This window comes from Streptococcus australis ATCC 700641 (genome assembly GCF_000186465.1).
Lineage (GTDB): Bacteria > Bacillota > Bacilli > Lactobacillales > Streptococcaceae > Streptococcus > Streptococcus australis.
On record NZ_GL636091.1, the window covers coordinates 1,443,533 to 1,461,206 of the forward strand.

21 protein-coding genes are annotated in these 17,674 nt (G+C 39.6%); 16 read left to right on the forward strand and 5 right to left on the reverse strand.

What is annotated here, in order from left to right; genetic code table 11:
- Nucleotides 1–20: 20 nt before the first annotated feature.
- Nucleotides 21–761, reverse strand: coding sequence for an amino acid ABC transporter ATP-binding protein (locus tag HMPREF9421_RS06695; protein ID WP_006596259.1), 741 nt, complete (start codon nucleotides 759–761; stop codon nucleotides 21–23).
- Nucleotides 761–2,965, reverse strand: a complete 2,205-nt coding sequence (locus HMPREF9421_RS06700) for an ABC transporter substrate-binding protein/permease (RefSeq protein WP_006597345.1) — start codon at nucleotides 2,963–2,965, stop codon at nucleotides 761–763. Before HMPREF9421_RS06700 ends, HMPREF9421_RS06695 begins: the two co-directional genes overlap by 1 nt.
- Nucleotides 2,966–3,226: 261 nt before the next feature.
- On the opposite strand from HMPREF9421_RS06700, the gene HMPREF9421_RS06705 reads away from it, so the two are divergent.
- Complete coding sequence (locus HMPREF9421_RS06705; RefSeq protein WP_006597347.1) at nucleotides 3,227–4,165, forward strand: CPBP family intramembrane glutamic endopeptidase; 939 nt, start codon at nucleotides 3,227–3,229, stop codon at nucleotides 4,163–4,165.
- Between the two features lie 102 nt (nucleotides 4,166–4,267).
- Here the strand turns inward: HMPREF9421_RS06705 and HMPREF9421_RS11065 are convergent, their stop codons facing one another.
- The 3 genes from HMPREF9421_RS11065 to HMPREF9421_RS06720 are packed head-to-tail and all read right to left on the reverse strand — an operon-like array spanning nucleotide 4,268 to nucleotide 5,999.
- Nucleotides 4,268–4,936 (reverse strand): sensor histidine kinase, encoded by a 669-nt coding sequence (locus tag HMPREF9421_RS11065; protein WP_006596262.1) that lies wholly within the window; start codon nucleotides 4,934–4,936, stop codon nucleotides 4,268–4,270.
- Nucleotides 4,891–5,343: a hypothetical protein gene (locus HMPREF9421_RS11070; RefSeq protein WP_006596263.1), complete on the reverse strand. Its 453-nt coding sequence runs from the start codon at nucleotides 5,341–5,343 to the stop codon at nucleotides 4,891–4,893. Before HMPREF9421_RS11070 ends, HMPREF9421_RS11065 begins: the two co-directional genes overlap by 46 nt.
- Nucleotides 5,328–5,999: a response regulator transcription factor gene (locus HMPREF9421_RS06720; RefSeq protein ID WP_006596264.1), complete on the reverse strand. Its 672-nt coding sequence runs from the start codon at nucleotides 5,997–5,999 to the stop codon at nucleotides 5,328–5,330. The genes HMPREF9421_RS11070 and HMPREF9421_RS06720 overlap by 16 nt, the downstream gene beginning before the upstream one ends.
- 158 nt (nucleotides 6,000–6,157) lie before the next feature.
- Here HMPREF9421_RS06720 and HMPREF9421_RS06725 point away from each other — a divergent pair, with 158 nt between their 5' ends.
- From HMPREF9421_RS06725 to HMPREF9421_RS06795, 15 genes are all read left to right on the forward strand, one after another.
- A complete protein-coding gene (locus tag HMPREF9421_RS06725; RefSeq protein ID WP_006596265.1) occupies nucleotides 6,158–6,868 on the forward strand; it encodes an ABC transporter ATP-binding protein in 711 nt (236 codons plus the stop codon).
- A gap of 1 nt (nucleotide 6,869) precedes the next feature.
- Entirely contained in the window at nucleotides 6,870–7,682 is an 813-nt protein-coding gene (locus HMPREF9421_RS06730) for a hypothetical protein (protein WP_006597338.1), read from the forward strand.
- The gene (locus HMPREF9421_RS06735) at nucleotides 7,663–8,352 is read left to right on the forward strand and encodes a hypothetical protein (RefSeq protein WP_006596267.1); all 690 of its coding nucleotides are present in this window, start codon (nucleotides 7,663–7,665) and stop codon (nucleotides 8,350–8,352) included. The genes HMPREF9421_RS06730 and HMPREF9421_RS06735 overlap by 20 nt, the downstream gene beginning before the upstream one ends.
- A 290-nt stretch (nucleotides 8,353–8,642) precedes the next feature.
- Complete coding sequence (gene uvrB, locus HMPREF9421_RS06740) at nucleotides 8,643–10,631, forward strand: excinuclease ABC subunit UvrB (RefSeq protein ID WP_006596268.1); 1,989 nt, start codon at nucleotides 8,643–8,645, stop codon at nucleotides 10,629–10,631.
- A gap of 14 nt (nucleotides 10,632–10,645) precedes the next feature.
- Complete coding sequence (locus tag HMPREF9421_RS06745; RefSeq protein WP_006596269.1) at nucleotides 10,646–11,143, forward strand: GNAT family N-acetyltransferase; 498 nt, start codon at nucleotides 10,646–10,648, stop codon at nucleotides 11,141–11,143.
- Nucleotides 11,144–11,237: 94 nt separating this feature from the next.
- Nucleotides 11,238–11,861, forward strand: coding sequence for an NAD(P)H-dependent oxidoreductase (locus tag HMPREF9421_RS06750; RefSeq protein ID WP_006596270.1), 624 nt, complete (start codon nucleotides 11,238–11,240; stop codon nucleotides 11,859–11,861).
- A gap of 103 nt (nucleotides 11,862–11,964) precedes the next feature.
- Complete coding sequence (locus HMPREF9421_RS06755) at nucleotides 11,965–12,318, forward strand: hypothetical protein (protein WP_006596271.1); 354 nt, start codon at nucleotides 11,965–11,967, stop codon at nucleotides 12,316–12,318.
- Nucleotides 12,319–12,337: 19 nt separating this feature from the next.
- The gene (locus HMPREF9421_RS06760) at nucleotides 12,338–12,769 is read left to right on the forward strand and encodes a hypothetical protein (protein WP_006596272.1); all 432 of its coding nucleotides are present in this window, start codon (nucleotides 12,338–12,340) and stop codon (nucleotides 12,767–12,769) included.
- Between the two features lie 26 nt (nucleotides 12,770–12,795).
- Nucleotides 12,796–13,263 (forward strand): 8-oxo-dGTP diphosphatase, encoded by a 468-nt coding sequence (locus tag HMPREF9421_RS06765; protein ID WP_174263581.1) that lies wholly within the window; start codon nucleotides 12,796–12,798, stop codon nucleotides 13,261–13,263.
- A 105-nt stretch (nucleotides 13,264–13,368) separates the two neighbouring features.
- Complete coding sequence (locus tag HMPREF9421_RS06770) at nucleotides 13,369–13,773, forward strand: PaaI family thioesterase (RefSeq protein WP_006596274.1); 405 nt, start codon at nucleotides 13,369–13,371, stop codon at nucleotides 13,771–13,773.
- Nucleotides 13,748–14,500: an HAD family hydrolase gene (locus tag HMPREF9421_RS06775; protein ID WP_006596275.1), complete on the forward strand. Its 753-nt coding sequence runs from the start codon at nucleotides 13,748–13,750 to the stop codon at nucleotides 14,498–14,500. Before HMPREF9421_RS06770 ends, HMPREF9421_RS06775 begins: the two co-directional genes overlap by 26 nt.
- A gap of 128 nt (nucleotides 14,501–14,628) precedes the next feature.
- The gene (locus HMPREF9421_RS06780) at nucleotides 14,629–14,964 is read left to right on the forward strand and encodes a zinc ribbon domain-containing protein YjdM (protein WP_006597346.1); all 336 of its coding nucleotides are present in this window, start codon (nucleotides 14,629–14,631) and stop codon (nucleotides 14,962–14,964) included.
- A gap of 247 nt (nucleotides 14,965–15,211) precedes the next feature.
- On the forward strand, nucleotides 15,212–15,850 hold the full coding sequence (locus HMPREF9421_RS06785) for a Pr6Pr family membrane protein (protein ID WP_006596277.1): 639 nt from the start codon (nucleotides 15,212–15,214) through the stop codon (nucleotides 15,848–15,850).
- A 244-nt stretch (nucleotides 15,851–16,094) separates the two neighbouring features.
- The gene (gene pyrR / locus HMPREF9421_RS06790) at nucleotides 16,095–16,616 is read left to right on the forward strand and encodes a bifunctional pyr operon transcriptional regulator/uracil phosphoribosyltransferase PyrR (protein WP_006596278.1); all 522 of its coding nucleotides are present in this window, start codon (nucleotides 16,095–16,097) and stop codon (nucleotides 16,614–16,616) included.
- Nucleotides 16,617–16,709: 93 nt separating this feature from the next.
- Entirely contained in the window at nucleotides 16,710–17,627 is a 918-nt protein-coding gene (locus HMPREF9421_RS06795) for an aspartate carbamoyltransferase catalytic subunit (RefSeq protein ID WP_006596279.1), read from the forward strand.
- Nucleotides 17,628–17,674 lie beyond the last annotated feature (47 nt).

A 17,674-nucleotide genomic window follows, 5' to 3' on the forward strand; every position in this document is an offset into this window, starting at 1 on the left:
CCCAGCCTCTTATATTTCTATTACACGTTTAAGACTTTATCCAAGAATTCTTTCAATCGTGGGTGTTGTGGGTTGTCGAAGATTTGGTCTGGTTTGCCGTCTTCGAGGAATTCACCGTCTGCTGTGAAAATTACTCGGTTGGCTACTTGGCGGGCAAATCCCATCTCGTGAGTAACGATAATCATGGTCATCCCTTGCTTAGCCAAGTCCTTCATAACGTTTAGTACATCTCCGACCATCTCAGGGTCAAGGGCTGAAGTAGGTTCGTCAAAGAGCATGACATCTGGCTTCATTGCCAAACCACGCGCAATGGCCACCCGCTGTTTCTGACCACCTGATAGACTATCAGGACTGACGTCAGCTTTGTCTGCAAGTCCAACCTTTTCCAAGAGTTCCATTGCTAGTTCTCTAGCTTCTTCCCGACTCATGCGTTTGTGCTCTACGGGAGCAAACATGATGTTTTCAATAACACTCATATGAGGGAAGAGGTTAAAGTGCTGGAAAACCATCCCGACATTTTCACGAACGATATCAATGTTGGTTTTTGGATCAGTCAAGTCATAACCGTTCACAGTAATCTGTCCCTTGGTTACTTCTTCGAGAAGATTGAGACTGCGAAGGAAGGTGGATTTACCAGAACCAGATGGACCGATAATACAAACCACATCTCCTTCGTAGAATTTTGTTGAGATGCCTTTTAGGACCTCATTTTCACCGTAATATTTATGGAGGTCATGGACATCAATTTTTAATTTAGCCATTAGTTAGCCCTCTTTTCTAATCGTTTTGCAAAGCGTGTCAATAAGGTAATGATGACGAGGTAAAAGACGGCAAGGATCGCATACATCTTGAAACTTTGGTAGTTTCGAGCAATGATAATCTTACCAGTCTGGAAGAGCTCGACCAAACCGATAGCTGACACAATCGTCGTATCTTTCAGTGCAATAACAAATTGGTTGACGAAGTTTGGAAGCATGAGTTTGGTTGCTTGAGGCAAGATAATCTTGCGCATGGTCTTGCTGTATGAGATCCCGAGACTTCGACTAGCTTCCATCTGTCCAGCTGGTACGGCTTGAATCCCACCACGAACAATCTCAGCAATATAAGCAGCAGCATTGAGTGAGAGAGCAATCGTACCTGCAAGGAAGTCATTGATTGGTGATTGGTGACCCGTCATGGACTCGATCAAATTAGGAATTCCCCAGAAGATAAAGGCAGCAAGAATCATCAGTGGGATACCACGGATGACATCGACGAAAATCTCAGCAGTCCAACGAAGCCATTTATAAGGACTGACACTGAACATCCCGAAGATGATCCCAATCACCATAGCAATCGCAAATGAAAGAAGTGCTAGTGCAATAGTGACACCAAGTCCACTTAACAATTGTTTGTAGTTGTTTTGGAGCAAGCCCCAGATAGTCGTTTCATCTACTGAAGTAGAGTCTGTGGTTTCATCACTATCACTTGAAAGGTACTTGTCCAAGATCTTTTGGTATTCGCCACTTTCTTTTAAGTTGGCCAAACCGTTGTTGAACATTTCAATCAATTCAGGGTTCGAATCTTTTTGGACAGCAAAGGCAATTTGACCACTTGGAGTACCTTCGATAGGTGTTTTGAATTTACGTCCTTGTTTAATGGCGTATTTGATAACAGGTTCGTCATCCATGATGGCAGCTACAGAACCAGAGTTCAAGCTATCATACATAGAAGCCCCATCTGAAAAGGTTTTGATTTTATAGCCATACTTACTCTTGTTTTCCTCGAGGAAAGTTTGAGAAGCAGTACCATTTTTGACACCGACTGTTTTTCCTTTTAGGTCTTCGTAGGAAGAAATTTTACTACTTTCTTGAACAGCAAGAATCGAATTTGTTGTATAGTATGGATCAGAAAAGTCAAAGGTTGCCTTACGCGCATCAGTAATAGTCATGCCGGCAATCATTCCGTCCGCATTTCCGTTCTGAACATCACTGACCGCGGCATCAAATCCGGGATTGCTAATTTCTAGAGTAAAGCCTTGATCTTTAGCGATCGCCTTAATCAATTCCATATCAATCCCAGTATATTTACTTTGATCATTTTGGAAGACGAAGGGAGCAAAAGAGGAATCACTAGAAATTTTGTATTTTTTCTTCTTAGGAGTCGCCTTTTGGCCGGCTTCAGTGCTCGTTTCTGGAACAGCAGAAGTGCTGGCGGTAGTCGTTGTTGAAGATGATGATTGGCTGCTGCCAGTCCATTTTTCGATAATTTGGTCTAGCGTACCATCTTTTTTCATTTGAGCAAGGGCAGTATTAAATTGTTTAATAAGGTTTTCATGGGACCCATCTTTTTTGACCCCAAAAGCAAAGCTTCCAACAGCTTCTCCTTCCATATTAATAGAAAGGTCTTGTCCTTGCTTAATGGCGTATTCAATAACAGGTTGGTCGTCCATAATGGCATCCACTGCACCAGTTGATAGACTGTTATTCATCAGATCGCTGGTGTCGAAGGTCTTAATGTTATAGCCGTACTTGTCCTTGTTCTTTTGAAGGAAGCGTTGAGCAGCAGTTCCATTTTTGACACCGACTGTTTTGCCTTTGAGCTGGTCATAGGAAGTGATCTTATTAGCTTTCTTGGTCGCAATCACGACTTTTGTATCATAGTAGGTATCAGACATAGCAAAGACTTGTTCGCGCTCTTTGGTCTTGGTCATCCCTGCCATAATGGCATCGGCTTGGCCGGATTGGACCATGTTGACAGCCGCATCAAAGCCTGGGAAAGACTTGTCTAATGTCCAACCGTTGATTTCAGCGACCTTGTCCAAAATTTCAACGTCAATTCCTTTATAAACTTGGTCTGAGTCTTTAAATTCGAAGGGTGCATATGCCGTATCGAAAACGACCTTAACAGTTTCAGCCTGTGCTTGGCTCGCAAAGGCGAATAGTGGAAATAAGAAAAGCAAACAAGCTACTAGTTTTTTCTTCATTTCGTTCTCCTTTATATCTAATCCAATAGACTCATAATGAGCTATGGAAGGAATACCCAAAAGGGTTAAAAAAATAAAGAATTCATACTGAAAACAAGTATGAATTTCATCATTTATTTTTTACAAGTATTATCATATCATAAATGAAACCTAAAATCAAGAAATCCAACCAATCAATGTCAGGTTATCTAACATGACTTTGTCTTGCAGTCTCAGGTTTTCTTTGTTACAATGGAGCTATTAGATAAATGGAGGCTGATGATGAAGAAAGGGAAGATTATTCAGGATATAAAAACTAACACCACATGGCCAGTGCTCATTTCTACACTGTTCTATGTCTTTTTAACCTTCCTATTTGTTGAAGGTGGGCTTTGGCTTGGAAATGAATTGCTTGGACCTTTTTCAATTGGATTAGGGTTTCTAGTAGAGCTCTTTTCACCAGGGAATGGAGGAGTAGGTGTTCAAGAGTTCTTCTACCATTACATTCTCTATTATGAGCTCTTCAGTTTCGTATTTATTCTTTTACTCTTTATTTTTTGGGTGAAGTTCATTGAGAAGAATCCCTTATCGACTTTAGGTTTTATAAAAAAGAACTGGCTCAAGTATCTAGGTTGGGGAATCTTGATTTCACTGCTTCAAATGGGTGTGATTGCCCTTGTCTACCAGGTAGGGGGAATCGGGACTTTTGAGCTGAATGAATTAAGTTTAGAACCCATTCTTTTTATTCTAGGTTTATTCCCATTTTGGCTCCTTCAAGGTGGTACAGAAGAAGTAGCCACACGGGGTTGGCTCCTAACTCGGATTGCAGCAAGAGCCAATCTACCCTTAGCGATCGTGATTTCTAGTAGTCTCTTTGGCATTCTTCATCTGGGAAATTCAGGAGTGACCTTCTTATCCGTACTGAATATTGTCCTTGATGGAGTGCTAGCTGGTCTGCTCCTTATCTACACCGACAGTATCTGGCTAGTAGTCGCCCAACACGGGACTTGGAACTATGTACAAGGAAATCTCCTTGGTTTTCAAGTCAGTGGGACGGGCGCAGATGCGTCTATCTTTAGCTTTACCATGGGATCAGGACCTGACTGGCTAACCGGAGGAGCATTTGGTGCAGAAGGATCGATTATCACTACTTTGGTTCTTCTTGTATCCCTAGTGATTGTTTATCGCTTAGGGGAGAGGAAAGAAAAGTTTGATGACTAACCTCTGTGTAATGGCTGAAAGTCATATATGAAAAAGACAAACACCAAAAACGACGTTTGTCTGTATTCTGAGTCGAACACATATTGATGAGTTCGGCTTTTTCTATATAATAATGGGAATGATTAGTTTGACTTGTGCACCAAGATTAATATTCTCTAAATGCATAGTTCCATTATGAAGTTTCATGACGCGTTTCACGAAAGATAAACCAAGTCCATAATGACTTTCTTGAGAGGGTGTTCTTGCTTGGTCCTCTTTATAGAAAAGATTTCCGGCATGTTGTAGTATATTTTTTGAAAAACTAGATTGGTTATTCCAAATAGTTAGAACTAATTGACTATTTTCTTGTGAAATTGTTAGCTGGATTTGTGCATCATTTTCTTTTTGATGTTGTATTGCATTATTAATGATATTTGTGATTGCTCGGAAAAATAGATTGGAATGAATTGCAATTTTTGTTGATGGAGTTACTGTGTTTGTAAAAACAAATTGTGTATTTTTAGGGAGTAAAGGAGTGATGTGTTCTTTCAATTGATGAGTTACTTGTTTAATTGATATGTTTTCAAGTTGAATATCATGGTCGTAAAAGGTTTTGGAGTATTGGATGAAGTGGTTAAAATAATCGTTTAACTGAATACTTGCTTGCTCAAGATCTTTTAGACATTCCATTACTTGAGGTGTTTGTTTGGTAGATTGTAAGAATTCAGCATTTCCTCTGATGACAGTTAGAGGAGTTCGAAGATCATGTGCAGCGCTAGATACTTGAAACATGAGTTCTTTTTTTGTTCTTTTTCAAGTTCAATCCTATTTTTTATATCAGATTGCATTTTTTCGATTAGTTCATTTGTTTCAATAAATTCTTTAATCTGCAAATGGTGATGTTCATTTTTGGTGAAATATAGACCACTATGATAAACCATGTTCATTTCTTTTTGAATCTTGGTTAATAACCGTCTAATATTTATTACAATGATAAAAATTAAAATGATGCAAAGATAAATCCAAGAACTGACGCTAAAAAATAAAGCAAAGTGATTGGCATTTTTCTCATTAATTCCAGATACAGAAGATAGAAGAGCTGGAACTATGTAAAAAAGTATCAGACATAGAAGAAATTGCCAAATGATTTTAAGGTAGGTACGCTTAATGAGTTGCTTGATTGTCAATTCTTTTTCCATTTGTATCCTCCTCCCCATACTGTTTTAATGGGATCAATTTGATGAATCTTAAATTTTTGTCTGATTTGATAGATATATTCAGTAATGGATCGTAGTTGTGCATCAGAGTCTACAGGATAGAGGTAATTGTAAAGTTCTTCTATGCTAAATATTCGGTTCTCATTTTTTGCTAAAAGATAAAGTAAATCAAACTCTCGCTTAGTTAGTGATATTCTCTTTGATTGATAATAAACTTCTTGACGATCTCGATTAAAAGTTATATTTGAATCCATCTCTTCTTTAGAGGCATGATGTGATCTTTCTTCTCTACGAAGATGCATTTGAATTCTTGCAATTAATTCTTTAATGCTGAATGGTTTTGTGATGTAATCATCTGCCCCAGCTTGAATCCCTTTTAGTAAATCTTCTTCAAAATCTTTAGCGGTTAGAAATAGGATTGGGGTAGCAATTTGTGAACGAATGGAGAGACAGATTTCTAAACCAGAAATAGGCATCATAACGTCAAGTAAAATTAGATCGAATCCAGTAAAGTCACAGATATTGATCTCCTCTATATATTTACGAGTTTCCACGTGAAAGTTGTTCGCTTTTAATGCATTCCCTATTAATCGTAAGATTTTTTCATCATCGTCAATGGCTAAAATTTTATACGTCATAGTTCCTCCAATTATATGAGCATATTATAGCAAATATGGAATGCAATTTGTTAGAAATGAAAAAAATTATTATTCTGAGATTTTCCTGATTTTCTCCTGTTATACTTACTCCAAGTGAAGGTGGAATTTCACTAAAAGTCTGAAAGGAAAAAGAATGAATGATAACAATTCAAAAGCTACATAAGGAATATAATAATAAAATTGTCCTTCAAAACGTGTCTTTCAAAGCTAAGAAAGGTGAGATTACTGGATTGATTGGACCGAATGGATCCGGAAAATCAACTTTAATTAGAATTTTACTTGGTTTAGAAAATAGTCAAATGGGAATGGCGTTGATCGATGGCAAAAAATACTCTCAATTGGGAGATAATCCTTTTTGTATTGTTGGATCATTTCTCGATAGTTGTCAACCTTACCCAACCAGAACAGGATTCCAGCATCTTCGGTGGATTGGCTTGGCTTGTGGGGTTGATAGAAATAGGTGCAAGGAATGTTTAGAGTTGGTGGGGTTAAGTGAAGCTAAAAATAAAAAAGTAAAAGACTATTCATTAGGAATGAAGCAACGTCTTGGGTTAGCAACAGCCTTATTAGCAAATCCTGACATCTTAATTTTAGATGAACCAATCAATGGACTAGATCCAGAAGGAATTCGCTGGGTACGTAATTTTTTACAATCTTTTGTCAATGAAGGTAAAACTGTCTTAATGACCAGTCATTATATGAGTGAGTTAGAATTAACTGTAGATCATCTAGTTGGTATTTCTAATGGGAAAATTGTTATTGATGCTCCTACAAAAGATATTTTGAAAGAGTTTGGATCTTTTGAGGAAGCATATTTTAAGGCGCTCGAAGGGAAAGAAGGTGAATAATATGTTGAAACGTTCCTTTTTTAGTGACCTCTATAAATATTGTAGTTTAGCTACTTTTAAATTCACTTTTTTTCTTATTTTGGGAGTCAGCATATTTTTTACAATTCAAAATATTCAGGTGATAAATGCCTTAGTAGAAGGAAATGGCCAAGCAGTTAACCTTGAACCGTCTATGTTATCATCGAATCTAGTCTATACAGTCAGGGATGCTCTCTTATCCTCCCCCTACCAAGCAAGTGTTATTTTCTTGCCAATCTTGGTTTCACTTGTTTATTCAACCCATTACCAATTTGGTGATGATAATTTTACTCAGTTATTGATCCCAAACTGGAAAGTTCGTCTTACTGGGTTTATGGCAAGTTCGATTGTCTTATCGTTACTTTCTACTTTAATAATTTCTATAGTAAATGCTGTTATCTTACTCATTTTTCTAGATTCAACTTTAAAGAATTATTTAGAATTGACTTTGTTCTTAGATGTTACGGTAAGAGTTATGATATTTGCAATCGTTCTTACTTTATTAGCTTTACTTTTCGTAATCGTAACGAAAAAATCAATGACTGCATTAATTGCAGATGTTATATTATTGGTAATCAGTTTATCAGGTATTCTAAGAGGAATTTCCTCTAAAATAGAAAATCTATTGCCTTTGATTGGAGCAAAGTCATTTGCATTTGGCCGAATCGAAGGGAGTCAAATGAGCCAATTGTACGGCTTTACACTTTTAGTAGTAGAAGGGATCTTGTTCTTGGTGTTCATAATGGTTGTAGAAATGATTCGAATGAGGAGGAAGAATGGCAAGAATATTTTTTAGTCTGATCGTCAAAAAATATAGTTTAAGACCTGTAAAGTACCAGATAGCTATACAGTCACTTTTGATAGGTTTTGTGTGTCTCTTCGGTGTGTTACCAGTTTCAATCAATGATACTGTTGTACAATTATCTATAAAGCAAGCTCTTGTTTTTGCCTCAATGCTCTCTGTTAGTATTGGGTGTGTTAATGCATTTGTTGAGTTACAATCACATGAAACAAAACTAGTTTATTTGGTAAGTGGAAAAAGGATCTTCAGTTCAATTAGGATCCTGTTCGTAGAGTTATGTGATGTAGTACTACAATCAACCTTGTATTTCATTGTACTGCTTATATGGTTTCATTTTTTTAGTAGCGAAAATGGTGTCAGTTTAGAAATTTTCAGCTTCTATTTGATTGGCTCCATCCAATACTTTTTGATTTCTCACTTTTTAAGTTATTTTTTCAAAAGTCCAATGGGGAGTTTAGCTATTTTATTTCTATTTCCTATTTTAGTACAACCATTCATAGAAAGAGTAGTGGAACCATTGACTAGTTACCTATTTTATAATATTGTTGCAGATACAATATTAGGGAGAGCTTCCAATCTGCAACTCTGTATTTACGTTATTGGACTGGTATGTTCACTTGGAGCAACAATCTACTTATTGGTAAGGAATCAAGAAGTTAAGTAATAAATAAAAATGATACTGATGAGCAAACCTTGCTAATTTTGTAAATCAATGACATTGATGTTTATTACGTATTGCATGGTTTTAGAATAAAAGACAAGACTTTCGAAGTAATTGCGAGAGTCTTGTTTAGTTTTTATGCTAATGCGTGTCCAATTAATGATGTTGTAATTCGGACATATCCCGATTTAACGTATCATTTTGTAACATGTTGTCTTCTCTCTTCATTCCTCATCACAGAGAATTCTGGTGATTTATGGTAAAATAAGGTCTATATATGAGAGGACAAAGAGATGATTAATCGAGTAACAGACAACAAATTTAAACTAGTATCAAAATACCAACCGTCTGGGGACCAACCGCAGGCCATCGAGCAGTTGGTAGATAACATCGAGGGAGGCGAGAAGGCCCAAATCTTGATGGGGGCGACTGGTACGGGCAAGACCTATACCATGAGTCAAGTCATTGCCCAAGTGAATAAACCGACCTTGGTCATCGCCCACAATAAAACCCTAGCAGGCCAGCTCTATGGAGAGTTCAAGGAATTTTTCCCTGAAAATGCGGTCGAGTATTTCGTCTCTTACTACGATTACTACCAGCCTGAAGCCTATGTGCCTTCGAGTGATACCTATATCGAAAAAGATAGCTCGGTCAATGATGAGATTGACAAGCTTCGTCACTCAGCAACCTCAGCCCTCTTAGAGCGCAATGACGTCATTGTAGTTGCGTCTGTTTCATGTATCTATGGGTTGGGTTCTCCCAAAGAATACTCGGATAGCGTGGTGAGCCTACGCCCAGGTCTCGAGATTTCTCGCGATAAACTGCTGAACGACTTGGTGGATATCCAGTTTGAGCGCAATGACATCGACTTTCAACGGGGGAAATTCCGTGTCCGTGGGGATGTGGTCGAGATTTTCCCAGCTTCGCGTGATGAACATGCCTTTCGCGTTGAGTTTTTCGGGGACGAAATTGATCGCATCCGTGAGGTCGAAGCTTTGACGGGTCAAGTCCTTGGTGAAGTGGACCACTTAGCGATCTTCCCAGCCACTCACTTCGTGACCAATGATGACCATATGGAAGTAGCCATAGCCAAGATTCAGGCGGAACTAGAAGAACAGTTGAAAGTCTTTGAAAAAGAAGGCAAGCTCTTAGAAGCCCAGCGCCTGAAACAACGGACCGAGTATGATATTGAAATGCTTAGGGAAATGGGCTACACCAATGGGGTAGAAAACTACTCCCGTCACATGGACGGACGGAGTGAAGGAGAGCCACCTTACACCCTTCTTGACTTCTTCCCAGAAGATTTTCTCATTATGATTGACGAAAGCCACATGACCATGGGACAAATCAAGGGAATGTACAATGGAGACCGCTCGCGTAAGGAGATGTTGGTCAACTATGGTTTCCGTTTGCCGTCTGCTCTGGATAACCGGCCTCTTCGTCGTGAGGAGTTTGAAAGTCATGTCCATCAGATCGTCTATGTGTCTGCGACACCAGGCGATTATGAGATGGAACAAACTGATACCGTCATCGAGCAAATCATTCGTCCGACTGGTCTTCTGGATCCAGAGGTGGAAGTGCGTCCGACTATGGGACAAATGGACGATCTCTTGGGTGAGATCAATGCGCGAGTAGAACGTGGAGAGCGGACCTTTGTCACCACCCTGACCAAGAAGATGGCAGAAGATTTGACGGACTACTTCAAGGAAATGGGCGTCAAGGTGAAATACATGCACTCGGACATTAAGACCTTGGAGCGGACGGAGATTATCCGTGATTTGCGTTTGGGTGTCTTTGATGTACTTGTCGGTATCAACCTTCTTCGGGAAGGGATAGACGTACCAGAAGTTAGTCTGGTGGCTATTCTTGATGCGGACAAGGAAGGTTTTCTCCGTAATGAACGCGGACTGATCCAGACCATCGGTCGTGCAGCCCGTAATAGCGAAGGCCATGTCATCATGTATGCGGATACCATGACCCAGTCTATGCAACGTGCGATTGATGAAACAGCTCGTCGTCGTCAGATTCAGATGGCCTATAACGAAGAGCATGGCATTGTCCCACAAACCATCAAGAAAGAAATCCGTGATCTCATCTCTGTTACCAAGGTTGTGGCTAAGGAAGAGGACAAGGAAGTGGATATCACCAGTCTCAACCGCCAAGAGCGCAAAGAACTGGTCAAAAAACTGCAAGGTCAGATGCAGGCCGCTGTCGAAGTGCTTGATTTCGAGTTGGCAGCTCAGATCCGTGATATGATGTTGGAAGTCAAGGCCTTGGATTAGATAGGATAAAACGAATGAAGATTATCATTAAAATAATGGAAACTCCTGAAGAGATAGAAGGAAAATCTCTGGTTCACTGGCAAACATGGAGGGAGTCTTATGACGACCTTTTGCCTCCAGAATTTCAGGAGACGATGACATTGGATAGATGTCGTTTCTTTAGTCAAAAGTATCCAGAAAATACCTTGATCGCGATGGATGGAAAGAAGGTCGTTGGATTTATCAGCTATGGAAATTACCATGATGAGACCATTCAAGCTGGTGAAATCATTGCCTTATATGTTTTAAAAGATTACTATGGAAAAGGTGTGAGTAAACAGTTAATGCATGCTGCATTTGTTGCTCTTGATCATTTTTCTGAAATTTATTTATGGGTATTGAAAGATAATAAGCGTGCCATTGCTTTTTATCAAAAAATGGGTTTTACTTTGGATGGTCAAGAAAAAATTCGTGAACTTGGAAAACCTGTTAAGGAATTGCGGATGATGTGTTCTTCAAACAAAAATTCCTAAAAGACGTATCTATCAATCTTTGAGCCATTATCAATTAATCAAGTATAAAGAATGAAAGAGATTGAACGAAAAAAAGACTTGAAGGAGAATACGAATGAAAATTTTAGTCATCAATGGGCATCCTGATAAGGAAAGTTACTGTCAGGCTATTTTTCAAACTATTGTCGAAAATATTGACTCAGGTCGCCATGAACTTGAAGTCATCAACCTTAATGAAGAGGACTTTGATCCTGTTTTACGTTATGGCTATCGAAAACGGATGGAAGAAGATTCTTTTATCCTTCGTTCTCAAGAATTAATCCAGTGGGCGGATCACTTGATCTTTGTTTATCCCATCTGGTGGAGTAGTATGCCGAGCCTTATGAAGGGCTGGATCGACCGGGTCTTTACACCGGGGATTGCCTACTCGGCCAATGACCAGGGAAGCTTTATCTGGAATTACCTTAGAGGCGAGCAATTTAAGAAGTTGCTCAAAGGGAAAACAGCCAGTATTTATGCGACTTCCATGGCGCCAACTTGGTGGTACAAGATCTTTTCAGGCCCTCTCAACATTCCAGATAGTTATGGCATCTCTGTTTTGAAGAATGCAGTTTTGAACCACTGTGGGATTAAAACCAAGCGCGTCTGCATCTTGGGAGAAGTCGGCCGGGATGTGAACACCGCTAGCATACGGGAACAGCATCTCCGAAAGGTAGCAGCAGAAGTGAAGAAACTCTGATGAAACGTCAGTTTGTTCTCATAAGTTCGTGTCTTTAGTTGTTTTTTGAATAGGTTTAGGTTAAACTATTAACATAATTTATAAAACATAGGAATAATTCGATATGCTACTTTTTATCTATATGATCTATGTCATTTATTCACTATCAAAAATGAAAAGAGAAGGGAAAAGTGTCTCAATTTTCACTAAGTTGATTGTTTACGGCTTATTGATACTCTCTTTGTTTATGCTCTATTTCAGTTTTTTGTCATTTTTATTTAGCCCGTTGCCATTTTTTGGCTTTCTAGCTGCTCTTGCTATTGGCGGTATGATGCTATCTCTTAAAATAGTAATTGCCCTTGCCTTGCTTTTGCTATCTCTTAGCCTATTCTTAGATAGCAAAAATAGTGATCCGGATACGCCTCTCATTGATCATTGGTTACGATTGGGGGTTCATATTCTACTGATCATTATTTAAGGTAAGGGAGAGTTTCATCATGGGAAAGTATATGAACCTGTTTAAGATCGTGTATCTTATTCTTTTACTTTTTGTTTTTGCGAACTTTGTATTAGGCTACAATGGTTACGCCTTTACTCCGCTCCTGTGGAATCCTTGGTTGTATCTAGGAGCTGTGACAGTTTTTTGTCATATCTGGCATCTCTTTTATCGAACTCACACAGTCAATTGGAAGAATGTAGTGGGGCTACTTTTTAGTTTCTTTGCTAGCTTGATCTTAGTATTATTCATTGTGTTTTTCTTTAGTTTTGATGGTCATGGTTCGATAACGATTCACTCGGAGTATTATTTAAAAGAGAAGTCAATTGTCTTTCAGAGAGGTTCCCTTTTAGATGCCTTTGATGAATACCATGAGCTGGTAAATCCCTTTGTGATGAAAAAAGAGATAAAGAAAAAAGTTTATATTGATTAATTGTCAATATCATAGAAAGGAAATATATGTCACGTACAACGCCTACTATACTGTGCAATCTTTGCATGGTCGAAGATCTTGAAAATGGGAAAGTAGTCCTCCAATACCGCTCACCTGAAAAGACTCACTGGGCTGGCTATGCTTTTCCTGGAGGCCATATCGAAGAAGGAGAGAGTCTAGTAGAGTCTGTCATCCGTGAAGTCTACGAAGAGACAGGACTGACAATTGCAGATCCAAAACTGGTCGCAGTTAAAGACTGGGAGCCAGATGAGGGAGGCCGCTATATTGTCTTTTGCTATAAAGCGACAGAATTTTCAGGCCAGCTTAGATCATCTGAAGAAGGAGAAGTTTCTTGGGTTGAGAAGGACCAATTAGAAAAGTTGAACTTGTCCTACGACATGCTTCCTCTGCTGGAAGTGATGGAAGACCCAGATTTATCCGAGTACTATTATCGTAAACGAACAGATGATGGTTGGGAAAAATTTCGCTATTAAGGAGTTAGGTAACACTAGCTCTTTTCTTATTCTTGTAAGAAGTGGAAAAAAATAGTATGATGGAAGAGTTTAGGAATACCTTATATAGGGGGAAGAGGTTTTAACATGAAGGATTTTCACTTTGATGCCATTGCTGCATTTGAAAATTACGAGATCGAAACCATGAGAGATGGCCATGTTGTTGTGACAACGAAGGTCGTTGAATCATCTCTTAATTATTATGGAAACGCGCACGGTGGCTATCTCTTTACCCTGTGTGACCAGATCAGTGGCTTGGTCGTCATTTCGCAGGGAGTAGATGGTGTAACCTTGCAGTCTTCCATTAATTATTTGAAAGCAGGCCGCCTAGGAGATGTCCTAACGATTCACGGGGAATGTGTCCACAGTGGTCGGACAACTCGGGTTGTCGATGTCGATATTACCAATCAGGAAGGTGCCAATGTCTGTAAGGCCACCTTTACCATGTTTGTAACGGGAGAAAGAGATGAATCAGCAAAAGTACGCATTTAAAAACTATATTTTTGATTTTTATGGAACCTTGGTCGATATCGAAACCGATGAGTCGAGTCCAGTCTTGTGGGAGACCATGGCCCAAATCTACCAATCCTATGGTGCTCATTATACAGGGGAAAGCCTGCAAGCACGCTATAAGGAGTTGGTGAAGCAAGCTGAGGAAAGTATCGCTAAGGAAAAACAAGTCACTTATCCGGAGATTGACTTGACCGTGATCTTTGTTCAACTTTATCTAGAAAGTCATCCAACAGGAGCCAGTGTCCATCATCTCAAAGAGTGGGGGCGTTTGATTGCTCGGACCTTCCGTGTTCTCTCTCGCAAACGCTTGGAGCTTTACCCACACACGAAAGAAGTCTTAGAAAATATGAAGGCTGCAGGTTGTCGGCTCTATCTCTTATCTAATGCACAAGCGGACTTTACCAACCCAGAGATTGATTTGCTCGGCTTGAGAGAGATTTTCCATGATATTTATCTGTCGTCAGATGCTGGGATTCGCAAACCTCAGTCCGAATTTCTCGTGAAAGTCATCAAAGAACACCAGTTGAATCCTGATAAAACGGTTATGGTAGGGAATGACTTCACTACAGATGTAGCTGTAGCGAAAAGTATTGGTATGCAAAGTATCTTGATCAATACCTTCCCATACTCTGAAGAAGAACTACGAGATAGGAGTCAAGCAGGAGTACGCGTGATTCGAGGTATTCAAGAATTACAAGAAGATTAAAGGTTATCATCGATTCTAGGAGGCCGAGTTGCCTCCTCTTTTGTACAAAATGCTAGAGTTGAGCAGTATTTGTCAAATTTTCCCTTTCATGGTATACTATGGGAGTTAATTTTGCTAAGGAGATTGAAATGAATAACTTACCAAACTGTCCAAAATGTCATTCAGAATATGTCTATGAAGATGGAGCCCTCTTGGTCTGTCCAGAATGTGCTTATGAATGGAACCCAGCTGAAGTCGTTGAAGAAGATGGTGTCGTTGCGATTGATGCCAATGGAAACAAATTGGCTGATGGGGATACCGTCACCTTAATCAAAGACTTGAAAGTCAAGGGTGCACCAAAAGATTTGAAACAAGGAACGCGCGTGAAAAACATTCGCATTGTTGAAGGCGACCACAACATTGATTGCAAGATTGATGGATTTGGCGCAATGAAACTCAAATCAGAATTTGTGAAGAAGATCTAAGAATAAGAAGAAATAGTTCTTTATAAAGTATACAAATTAATTAATTGAGTTGTTTAAGTTTAAAAGGAACTTTCCGCTGTGAGAAAAGTACTTGAAACAGTATTGTTTCAAGTACTCGGGAGTTTTGAAACTTTAGGTTCAAAACTAAGTCATGGAACTTCGAAGAAGTTCGCTGACGTCCGTCTTCACTTAAGGAAAGTTCCTGATTAAACTGAAGGGCCTAGCCCTTTTCTTTCAGGAGAATACTATGAAATTCAAACTATTATTTAGCTATCGTTTTCTATTGTTTATCTTAAGTGTTATCGGTGTTTATCTACAACTCACCAAGCATGGTGGCTTTGGAATGATGCTCTATTACACCATTTTGTCCAACATGTTGGTCATGTTCTTTATGGGGGACATGGTCTGGCGCATGCTTCGTGGTCGTTCAACCCAGACCCAGGGCTATCTTCGCTTGAAGGGTGGTGTCACCATGTCTATCATGATCACCTGTGTCATCTACCACTTTATGCTAGCACCCATCGCGACACCTGAGAAGTTTTACCGCTTGGAAAACTTCCTCTGTCACTACATTGTTCCCTTGATGTTCTTCTTTGATACCCTGGTGATTGATAAACCTAAACAATACCGTAAGTCGGATCCATTAGCTTGGACCTTGCTTCCTTTGCTCTATATGGTCTTTGCTCTTCTCAACGGTTTGGTCCTTAAATGGCCAGTACCTGGCGCTAAAGACAGTCCTTTCCCTTATTTCTTTATCAATGTCAATCGTTTTGGCTGGCTCTATGTCGCTAAGATGGCGACTATCATTTTTATCGCTTATTTACTAGCTGGATGTGGCCTGTTTGCCCTGAAGAGGATTGGTAAAAAAGGAACAGATCATTATTAAAGAGAAGATTTGTTGATAAGAATCCGAACATTAGTAGAAAAAAATAAGTTTTTTCTTGCATCCCTCTATAAACTGTGATATAGTATGGATAATTAAATAGTCCTTTAATCCTGTCCCGTGAGGCAGGCAAGGAGTCTGATCAAAATAAGGGGTGAACTAGATGCGTTCTAGGTCTTATCTCTTAGTATTTTTCTGAAGCCTCCTTGATAAAGGGAGGCTTTTTTCTATCAATTAGGAGGAAAAGATGAAGATCAAAGAAGTCGTTGATGATCTGACCATGAAGCGTGCTATTACTCGCATCACTTATGAAATCATCGAACGGAATAAGGATCTGAGCCAAATTGTTTTGGTAGGGATCAAAACTCGTGGCGTATTCATTGCCAATCGCATCAAAGAACGGTTAGCACAACTAGAACAAATAGAAGTTCCAGTCTGTGAATTGGATACCAAGCCTTTCCGTGATGATATTAAAGTAACAGAAGATTCAACCGTTTTACCAGTAGATATTACTGGCAAAGATGTCATCCTGATTGATGATGTCCTTTATACAGGTCGGACCATTCGAGCAGCTATCGATAATCTTGTCAGTCGTGGACGTCCATCGCGTGTCAGCCTGGCAGTCCTTGTGGATCGTGGTCATAGAGAATTGCCGATCCGACCAGATTATGTTGGAAAGAACATTCCAACAAGTCGATCAGAGGAAATCATTGTTGAGATGACTGAGCTGGATGGTCAAGATCGCATCTTGATCGAGGTGAGTGAATAAGGTAGTTTTCAAATCGTCGCTATATACAGGAGTGACTGAGGGAGCTTCCTGTATCGTTTTCACATATGCATATCTTTGGAATGGAGTTACAACATGTCTACAAATCAAATCGCACTTAAAAACCTTGTCTCAATGGAAGCTTTATCAAACGAAGAAGTTATGGCTTTGATTAAGCGTGGAATCGAGTTTAAAAATGGAGCAAAGGCTCATTATGACGAGCAACATATCGTGTCTAATCTCTTCTTTGAGTCGTCAACACGTACGCACAAAGCATTTGAAGTGGCTGAGTTGAAATTGGGTTGTGATCTCCTTGACTTTGATGTGAAAACGAGCTCTGTAAACAAGGGTGAAACTCTCTATGATACGATTTTGACCATGTCAGCTCTCGGAGTAGATATCTGCGTCATCCGTCACCCAGAAGTAGACTACTACAAGCAATTGATTGAAAGTCCAACCATCACAGCCTCAATTGTCAACGGGGGAGATGGGTCTGGTCAACACCCAAGCCAAAGTTTACTAGACTTGATGACCATCTATCAAGAGTTTGGTCACTTTGATGGTTTGAAGGTTTGTATCGCTGGTGACTTGGATCACTCACGGGTTGCAAAATCCAATATGCAAATCTTGAAACGCTTGGGCGCAACCCTCTACTTTGCTGGTCCAGACGAGTGGAGAAGTGCGGAGTTCGAAGAATATGGAACCTTTGTGACGATTGATGAAGTCATTGAAGAGGTCGATGTCATGATGTTCCTCCGTGTGCAACACGAGCGTCATGACTATGAGTCTCTCTTCTCAAAAGAGAACTACCATCGTTTGCATGGGTTGACACAAGAACGCTATGATCGTATGAAAGACACAGCTATCTTGATGCACCCAGCTCCAGTAAACCGTGATGTGGAGATTGCTGACCACTTGGTAGAAGCTCCTAAATCACGCATCGTGGAGCAAATGACCAATGGTGTCTTTGTCCGCATGGCGATCATCGAAGCGGTTTTAGCTGGACGTAAATAATATGTAAAAGAGAAAGGAGAAGTGAGAGAGTCTACAAAAAGGTGGTC